At 63.9% G+C, this 8,609-nt stretch carries 8 protein-coding genes; 5 read left to right on the top strand and 3 right to left on the bottom strand.

The features are described 5' to 3' along the window. A partial coding sequence (locus T281_RS17945; RefSeq protein WP_052037535.1) for a methyltransferase occupies window positions 1–773 on the bottom strand: 773 nt, incomplete at its 3' end. Between the two features lie 239 nt (window positions 774–1,012). On the opposite strand from T281_RS17945, the gene T281_RS14590 reads away from it, so the two are divergent. The 5 genes from T281_RS14590 (at window position 1,013) to T281_RS14570 (ending at window position 6,738) form a co-directional block, all read left to right on the top strand. After that, window positions 1,013–2,065 (top strand): CBS domain-containing protein, encoded by a 1,053-nt coding sequence (locus tag T281_RS14590; protein WP_037240881.1) that lies wholly within the window; start codon window positions 1,013–1,015, stop codon window positions 2,063–2,065. A gap of 226 nt (window positions 2,066–2,291) precedes the next feature. Beyond that, entirely contained in the window at window positions 2,292–3,290 is a 999-nt protein-coding gene (locus T281_RS14585) for a hypothetical protein (protein ID WP_052037534.1), read from the top strand. 137 nt (window positions 3,291–3,427) lie between these two features. Beyond that, on the top strand, window positions 3,428–4,537 hold the full coding sequence (locus tag T281_RS14580; RefSeq protein ID WP_037240877.1) for an ATP-binding protein: 1,110 nt from the start codon (window positions 3,428–3,430) through the stop codon (window positions 4,535–4,537). Continuing rightward, window positions 4,530–5,915, top strand: coding sequence for a vWA domain-containing protein (locus T281_RS14575; protein ID WP_155955275.1), 1,386 nt, complete (start codon window positions 4,530–4,532; stop codon window positions 5,913–5,915). Before T281_RS14580 ends, T281_RS14575 begins: the two co-directional genes overlap by 8 nt. A gap of 145 nt (window positions 5,916–6,060) precedes the next feature. Then, a complete protein-coding gene (locus T281_RS14570; protein ID WP_037240874.1) occupies window positions 6,061–6,738 on the top strand; it encodes an NnrU family protein in 678 nt (225 codons plus the stop codon). Between the two features lie 28 nt (window positions 6,739–6,766). Here the strand turns inward: T281_RS14570 and T281_RS14565 are convergent, their stop codons facing one another. Together T281_RS14565 and T281_RS14560 are read right to left on the bottom strand one after the other, a co-directional pair. Next, on the bottom strand, window positions 6,767–7,876 hold the full coding sequence (locus tag T281_RS14565; protein ID WP_081796826.1) for a calcium:cation antiporter: 1,110 nt from the start codon (window positions 7,874–7,876) through the stop codon (window positions 6,767–6,769). Further along, a partial coding sequence (locus T281_RS14560; RefSeq protein WP_052037536.1) for a uracil-DNA glycosylase occupies window positions 7,873–8,609 on the bottom strand: 737 nt, incomplete at its 5' end. The genes T281_RS14565 and T281_RS14560, both read right to left, overlap by 4 nt.

Genomic DNA, 8,609 nt, shown 5'->3' with positions numbered 1-8,609 from the left:
AGCGTGCAGCGATGTGGACCAAACGTATGCGCCTGAGCACTGGCCGCGCTGAGAACGCCATAGACGATGCGCCATGTGACGCAGCCCCCGTGACGGCGGTCGAATGCCGCCAGCGCGCACTTGAGCGCGCTGGCGGACAGCGGCCGGTATCCGGGCCTCGGCTGGCGCGCGCCCGTGTTGCGCAACGCTCTGAGAAAACCCGCCGCGTCGCCATATTCGGCGGCAATTGTCTCCTCCCGCACGATGCCGTCGAGCGCGGGCATATCGAGCAGGCCGACGGGCTCACCAAGGCTTTCGAGTGTCTCGCGCCACTCGGGAAAATTGCCGGGGCCGATGGTGGCGAACACGATGCACCCGCCGGGCCTCAGCAGTCGCCGCCAGTTATCGAGGCTTCGGCGCGGATCGTCGCACCATTGCAGCGTCATGCTTGAGGCCACGAGATCGAAGCCGTCTGAAACGGCTGGGCGGTCGCCGTCCATCGCTGCGAACGTCGTTTCCGCGTCCCGTTCGCCTGCCGCCGCCATGTTTTCACGACAGCGCGAAACCATCTCGGGGCCGATGTCGGTGAACAGAAAGCGGCCGCGGGGATAGCGCGTGAGCAGACGGCGCGAGAAAAGCCCGGTGCCGCACCCGATTTCGAGAACGCGCGGCGCGTTCGCGCTGGGCAGAAACTCGGCGAGGCGCGCAGCCACCGTCTCCTGAAGCGCCGCGTTGGCGTCGTAGGTCGAGACGCTTTCCGAGAAGCGGCGTGCGATTATGCCCTTGCGGGACATGGGGTTCTCACTTGGGATTCCTGAAAAGAGACGGGCGCCGTCGCCGGGACGAGCGCGCCAACCGCCCCTGTTTCCCTCTCTCGCGGCCAAAGCGCAAGGCTCCTTGCTCTCTCGTCGCAGCGAAACGCTCCACCGATGCCGCGAAATGACGCAACGGCAATGCTTCTAACGTCTCGTCGTTCAGATTGCAAAGTGGCTGATTTTCTATTTAATTCGTCAATATTTTCGAGGGGTGTTTCTTGGATACGCGTATCAGCTCCATTGCCAGTGATCTCCGCGCGGGACAGACCCCGCCCGAAGTCAGCGTCCGGACATTTCTCGGCTGGTTCGACGCCCAGCGCCGCCGCTACAGGATCGTTCAGAACATCCGCGACGAACTCGCGAAAGAGGGCGTGCGCACCGTGCCCGATTTCGAGACGGTCTGGATCGACGCGCCAATCAGGTTCGTCCTCTCCGAAGGGAACGGCGTTTTCGTCAATTTCGAGCCGAAGGTGCCCGGCGAAGAACCGCTGAAGGCGCCCGAGACCGTTCCGCCGGGCCGCTGGGAGACCCGCGAGGCGACCTACAAGGTCGGCAGGCTCGCCGCCGCGAACCAGGGCATCGTCTCCGTCCCGCCTGACAAGTCTGTCGCACAGGCCGTCACGATCATGATGCTGGGCGGCTACTCCCAGCTTCCCGTCATGACGGACGAGGAGACAGTGCTCGGCATGCTGAGCTGGCGCTCCGTCGGCACACGCACGGTCCTGAACCGGCCCGCGACGCTGGTCCGCGACGCGATGGAACCGCATCACGAGGTGCGATCCGACGTCTCCATCTTCGATGCGATCCAGGCCATCGTGGCGAACGATTACGTGCTCGTGCGCGGCGTGGATGGACGCATCACCGGCATCGTCACAGCCAACGATCTGAGCCTCCAGTTTCATGACCTGACCGAGCCGTTCCTGCTCCTCGGCGAGATCGAAAATCTGGTCCGCAACATGATCGGCAACGCGTTTTCAGCGGACGAACTCAAGACCGCCTGCAATCCCGCGGACGCGTCGCGGGTCGCCTACGTCGAAACCGTCGCGGATCTGTCATTCGGCGAATATATCCGCCTTCTGCAATTGCCGCAGAACTGGAGCAGACTCGGGATCGACATCGAGCGCGAGGTCTTCTGCCAGTCGCTCGACGCGGTGCGCAAGATCAGGAACGACGTGATGCATTTCGATCCTGACGGCATCGAGCCGGTAGAACTGCAACAGCTTCGCCAGTTTACGCGCTTCATGCGGCAGCTTGCCAGCGTGCGGGTGTAGATCCGAAGACGATCCAAGCTCAGGCTGAGCAAGCTATCACGTAAATTTAACCGTCAGATCACGTGCAATAACGACACTGTGGGAACCGTTGGCTTCGAGTACAGGTTAAAATCATTTAGAATGATCCAAACGCGGCCGGTCACGAAACGGTCCGGGAGAAAGGCTCTCACGGCTCGAAAATACGGCGTTCCGGCTGCTGGCCGAACCTGTTTGACCGGAGTGCACCGTGGCTTCGCATCCTCTTTCGCATCATGAAATTCTGAGCCTCGTCGCGCCGTTCACTCGCCGCGGACTGCATCCTGACTTGCAGTCCACCAACCGGCAGGAACGACGACTTGTCTTCAAACCGGTCGAACGCCTCGGCGAACGAGAGGGCGCGCCCGCCTATACCGAGACGCTCGAACTTTACTGTACGAGCGGCGCCGCCACGCCGCACAAGCTGAAACGCACAACCGTGTGTTCGACCGCGCCGGAAAATTTCGAGGCGCGGCTCGAAATCGAAGGCCGCGATCTCGCAGACATGCTCGATTGCTTCGACACTGTGCCGTCGTCGAGCCAGTTTCGCTTCGGGCTTGGCTTCAAGATGGTGAAATGCTGGCGGCTCCTGCGCGGCAGCGGCAAGACGCCCACCGGTCAGCCCGCGACGCAGAAATCCCTCACCCACATGGCCGCGACGCTTGGCGATCTCACCGTGAAGGCCACCGCGCCAACAGTGAAAGCCGATCCCGAAACGATCATCGAGATCGAGCCGCCCGAAGGCGCGCATCTGCGTCTGCCGGAAGACTTGCTCGCCGTGCTCGGCTGGAACTGGAGCCTCCTCCGCAGGCGGCGCGATACGTGGCGCGGTATCCTCAAGACGTCGGGTCGCGAGCCGGACCGCAGTCGCCGGGCGGAATTGAACCTCGACAAGATGGTCGAGCATCTCGTGCAGACTTTCGGGGACGCGCCCGCGCGCTTCCACGACCGGCTTTACAAGGCGCGATGGGGCGTCGCATTCCGCCGCTCGCTGCCCTTGCTGGTCGCTCTCACGCTGATCGGCCTCGCCGCGCTGTCCTCACGGCTCGAACTATCGGAGGACTCGTTGCTGCGCATGCTGATCTTCAACGCGCCGCCGCTTCTCATGGTGTCGGTGTTTTGCATGCGCAGGCTGCCGCAGATCGAAATCCCACCGCTGCCGCGTCGGCTTAAAGCATCGAAATGGATGCTGGACCCGGAGCCGGCCTGAGGCCGCGTGAAGAATATGCGCTGCGACAAGTAACGGATGCAAGCCAGAGCGCGAGTTACAGCCGAAAGACTAAGGGAACAAGATAACTATCTGTGCATTGCAAGTACACTGATTAACTTTGCGCCGGAGGGTAAGGAATGGCCGGAAACCCGATGAACGTGCCCCCCGTCTCGATCGCGACCGCGAAGGCAGCGCTGATCGAGCAGTTCGTCAACCCCGTCCTGCGCCGCAGGGCGACGATGCTTTGGGGGACGCGCGGTGTCGGCAAATCCTCCATCGTGCGGCAAGTCGCGGCCCATTACGGCGTGCCGCTGGTGGATTTGCGCCTCACCACCATCGAGCCGGTGGACATTCGCGGCGCGATCTACGCGGACGATACGCTTGCGAAGACGGTGTGGTTTCCGCCGGAGTTCCTGCCCGGTCACGATCAGCCGCAAGGCATCCTGTTCCTCGACGAATTGACCGCCGCCGACCAGCGGTTGCAGATTTCGGCCTATTCGTTGATCCTCGACCGCCGCGTGGGGCATTACGAACTGCCGGACGGCTGGCAGGTGGTCGCGGCGGGCAATGCCAGTTTCCACGGTGCGGTGTGCCACGACATGGGAACCGCTCTCGCGGACCGAATGTTCCATTTTCACGTGCAGTCGGTGATCGACGCCTTCCTCGAATACGCGATGGCCAACAATTTCGCGCCGGAGGTCATGGCCTATCTCAAGGTGCGGCCCGACAAGCTCGACGACACCGAGTCGCAGCTTTCCAACGACCACCTCATCGGCTCCAGCCCGCGCGGCTGGGAAGACATTTCCAACGTGCTGAAGTCGGAGATGTCGGAACACGCGAAGCGCATTTTCGTGCAGGGCCGCATCGGCGCTTCCAACGCGGCGGAATTCTTCGGCGTGCTGCGCGAGATCCAGGCGAGCGTCGATGTCTTCAAGCTCATGGCGGCGAAGCCCGGTGCTGAGACGGTGGCGCTGCTGCCGCGCTCGCTCGATGGGCTATACGGCATGACCTACGGGCTTCTCGCGGCCTGCGTCGACTCGGACAGCGTGGCCCGCGCGCTCGAAATCGTGGAGCAACTGCCCGACGTGAGGGCGGAAATCCGCCTGCCGCTTCGCGAGGTGCAGACGCTTGCGATGGAACTCATCATGCAAAAGGCGCTGGCGACCGGCCTTGAGGGCGCGATCCTCGAAAGCCCGGCCTATGGCCGCTATGCCGAGGCGCGCGCGAAGGAGCCGACCTATGCCTGACGGGAGCGGCGCAAGCGACTTCGGCGCGGGTGCGGGCCTGCCGCCCGGCCATCGCGGGACGCGGGCCATACAGCGCATGGTGGAGTTTGCACCCTCGACGGGCGGCCTCGCGCTGTGGGTGAAGCACCTCGATGTCGCCGACCCCGCCGCGCCCGTCGTCTCCACGGATGGCACCACGCTTCGCTACGGCCCGGCCTTCACGGAAACGCCGGCCGCGGAACAGGTGGGCCTTGTGGCGCATGAGGTGCTGCACATCGCGCTGCGCCATCCGCAACGCTATCTCGAATTGCAGCAACTCCTCGGCGATGTCGATCTCGACCTTTTCAACATCTGCGCCGACGCCATCGTCAACAGCTCGCTGTCGCATCTGACGTGGCTGAGGCTGCCGCACCGGTCGGTTTATCTGGACGATCTTCTGCGCGACACGCTGAACATCCGCGAGGACGTGCAGAAGTCGCTGCTCGAATGGGACGTGGAGCGGCTTTATCGCGCCGTCGACGACCGTCAGCAGGCGGACAAGGGCGGCAAGCGCGATCAGCGCCGCCAGAAGAAGGGCGGCTCGGAGGAAAGCCAGGACGGCAAGAACGGCCGCGAAACGCAGCAGGCGCAGCAAACGAAGCCGGACGAGCGCAAGGACGGTCCGAAAGCGGCGACGGCTCGTGCCAAGGGCGCGGGAAGCCTGCGCGACCTCGTGCCGACGCCCGATCCCGATGCGCCCCCCGAAGCCGAGGCGCAAGCGGCGCTGCAATGGAGCGAGCGCATCCAGCGGAGCCACGCCAGCGACGGCATGCACTCGATGCTGCGCGCGCTCACCGCCGACCTGCCGAAGATCAAGACCCCGTGGGAGCGCGCGCTTCGCTCGCAGCTTGCCCGCGCGCTGTCGAAGAAACTCGACCTGTCGTGGTCGCGGCCGGCGCGCTCCTACATCGCCAATCAGGGGCGCATGGGCACGCGGCGCATGCCGTTCGAGCCGGGGTTCAGCCTTGCGAAGCCCGTGCCGCGTCTCGTGGTGGTGGTGGATGTGTCGGGCTCGGTTGAGGAGAAGCTGCTCGACCGTTTCGCGCTGGAGATCGAGGCCATCACACGGCGGCAGGAGTCCGGGCTGATGCTCATCATCGGCGACGACCGCGTGAGGAAAGTGGTGCGCTATGAGCCGGGCGTGTCCAACCTGCGCGAGATTGAGTTCGACGGTCGCGGTGACACGGATTTCACGCCGCTCCTCATGGAGGCGGACAAATACTGCCCCGACATCGCGGTGGTGCTGACCGACCTCGATGGCGCGGCGCGCTTCCGTCCGCGCTTTCCCGTGCTCTGGGCGGTGCCGGAAGCCTTCGCAAACGCCACCGTGCCGTTCGGCCGAAAGATCGTGCTCAGCTGACGTAGACGGGTGCCCACCCGTCGCGCGCCATGACCGCCTCCGTGACGCACAAGTCCGAGGCGCGCTCCACGTGACGCGTGTACCACTTCCTGCAAGACTAAAACCCATGTAATCGTTCAGCCTGCGATGTGACTCGGAGGGAACCATGCACGGCTTGCTTGCGGCATCATCCGCTTTCTTCCTTCTGCACCTTTTCCCGTCAACGCCGTTGCGTCGCCGCTCAGTCGCGATTGCAGGCGAGGGCGTGTATTCGGCGGCGTTTTCGATCCTTTCGTTGGCCGCGCTCTATTGGGCGGTTGTCGAGTTCAACGCGGCGTCACCCGGCGAAAAGCTCTGGTCTATGCCCGTCTGGTGGATCTGGCCGAAGGTGGGTCTCATTCTCTTCGCTTCGATTCTGCTCGTGGGCGGGTTGCTGACGCCTAACCCCTCTTCGCCCGGAGCGGAAAAGGTGCTCGAAAAACGTGACGCATCGGGCGGCATCTTCGCCATCACGCGTCATCCCGTGATGTGGGGGTTCGCCATCTGGGCCGTCGCCCACCTGCTTTCGCAGGGGACGGTGCGCAGCCTCCTCTTCTTCGGTGCGCTTGCGGCTACCGCGTTGATCGGCAGTTGGCTTCAGCAGCGGCGAAAACGGGTGACAGTGCCCGGCTGGGCCGATTTCGAGGCCAGGACTTCGTTCGTTCCTTTTGCGGCCATGGCGGACGGACGCGCGCATCTGAGCTTCGCCCAACTCGGCTGGTGGCGCGTCGCCATCGGTGTCGCGGTCTGGGCGGCCATGCTCCATTTTCACGCATGGATCGCGGGCGTTCCGGCGCTTAGCTGACGCCCGTGAACAGTTGCGGCTCAAGTCGTCACGGCACGAAGATCAGGAAGATGTACGTCGCGAAGATGATGAGGTGCAGGAAGCCGAACAGGATGTTCGTGCGCCCGGTGCCGAAGGTGTAGACGCTCACGAGCAGCGTGAGGAACAGGAGCACCATCGATTCCGAGCCGAGGCCGAGGATGAGATCCTTGCCCGTGTAGATCGTGATGACGGCGACGGCTGGCACCGTCATGCCGATGGTGGCGAGCGACGAGCCTAGCGCAAGGTTTATCGACCGCTGAAGCTCATTCGCGCGCGCGGCCCGAACCGCCGTGATGCCCTCCGGCGAAAGGATCAGCAGCGCGACGAGGAAGCCGAGGAACGGCTCCGGTGCGCCGAGGTCCGTCAGGATACCTTGCAACGAGGCGGTGAATGTTTTCGAGAGCAGAACCACCGCCACGAGCGACGCGATGAGGAGGATTGGCGCGCGGGCGCGAAGGCGGTGCCCGCTTTTCTTGTCGCCATTATCCTCGATCTCCGTCTTGAAGAATTCCGTGTGCCGCACGGTCTGGATGTATAGAAACAAGGCGTAAAGCAGCAGCGTCACGATCGACACGAAGATGAGTTGCGACGAGGTCAGCACGGGCCCGGCCGACGATATGGTGAAATTCGGTAGCACCATCGTCAGCATCGAAAGCGCGGTCAGCACGGCAAGGTAGACGTTCGCGCCCTTCGTCTCGAAATCCTGCTGGTAATAGCGGAGCCCTCCCGCCAGCATGCAGATGCCGACAAGACCGTTGGCGACGATCATGACCACCGCGAACACGGTATCGCGTGCGAGGGTGGGGTTGCCCTTTTCCTCGAACATGATCGACATGATCAGCGCAACTTCGATGATCGTTACCGAAATGGTGAGCACGAGCGTGCCGAACGGCTCGCCTATTTCGTGCGCGATCTCCTCGGCGCTGACGACCGCCGCGATGACGGTCGCGAACAGGATGGGAAAGACGACGAGCGACAGCCATAGCGGCGGCTGGTCCTTGATCGCCTGTCCGCCGAGGAAGGTGATGGCTGCGTAAAGCGCCAGCGCCGCGACCGGGACCACGATCCGAAGCACATCGACGACACCAATGCGCTGAGCCGTTGCCGGCGGCCTCACGGGCGCCCCTCAAGCGTGTCGAGCGCCTCGCGAACCGCGAGCAGGTCGCGCCAGGCGAGCCGCTTGGCGATGGGCGTGCGCAGGAGATAGGCCGGGTGAAGCGTCGCCATCGCGCGCGCGCCGGGGTGCCCCGGCAGTTCCAGCCATTTTCCGCGCAGCTTCATGATTCCCTCCGTTGCTCCGGTGAGTTGCTTGGCCGCAGCATTTCCCAGGAACACAACGATCTTAGGCGCGAGGAGTTCAATTTGCCTTTCCACAAAAGGTTGGCACACCTGCACTTCTTCCGGTGAGGGCGTGCGGTTGCCGGGCGGACGCCAGAACACGATATTGGTGATGTAGAAGTCCGCTTCGGTGAGGCCGATGGCTGCGAGCATGCGGTCCAGAAGTTGCCCCGCGCGGCCGACGAAGGGCTGGCCCTGCCGGTCTTCGTCCTTGCCGGGCGCTTCGCCGATGAGCATCAGCGGGGCGGAGGGCGACCCGCGCGACAGGCAGAGGCGGCTTGCGGTGGCCTTGAGGCCGCACCCTTCGAAACTTTCGAGGAGTCCGCGTAACTCTTCGAGGCTTTTGGCGCTGCGGGCGAGTTCGCGGGCCGCCATGACGTCGTTCGAGGCGGGCAGTTCGGCGGGAGCGGCGCGCGCAGTCGCGGCGAGGTGCGTCAAATCCGCCCGCTCTCGCGAGGGCGGTTTCCGGTTGACGTTTGCGTCAACGTCTATACCTTTAGGTAAAGGCTGCT

Source organism: Rhodomicrobium udaipurense JA643 (genome assembly GCF_000636015.1).
Lineage (GTDB): Bacteria > Pseudomonadota > Alphaproteobacteria > Rhizobiales > Rhodomicrobiaceae > Rhodomicrobium > Rhodomicrobium udaipurense.
Note: the sequence above shows the minus strand (reverse complement) of the source record. Positions and strands in the feature narration are given on the sequence as shown.

Bases quoted from the DNA above. Each gene is read 5' to 3' on its own strand.
- T281_RS14570 (WP_037240874.1), top strand. From the start codon at position 6,061: ATGCACGGCTTGCTTGCGGCATCATCCGCTTTCTTCCTTCTGCACCTT.
- T281_RS14580 (WP_037240877.1), top strand. From the start codon at position 3,428: ATGGCCGGAAACCCGATGAACGTGCCCCCCGTCTCGATCGCGACCGCG.
- T281_RS14575 (WP_155955275.1), top strand. From the start codon at position 4,530: ATGCCTGACGGGAGCGGCGCAAGCGACTTCGGCGCGGGTGCGGGCCTG.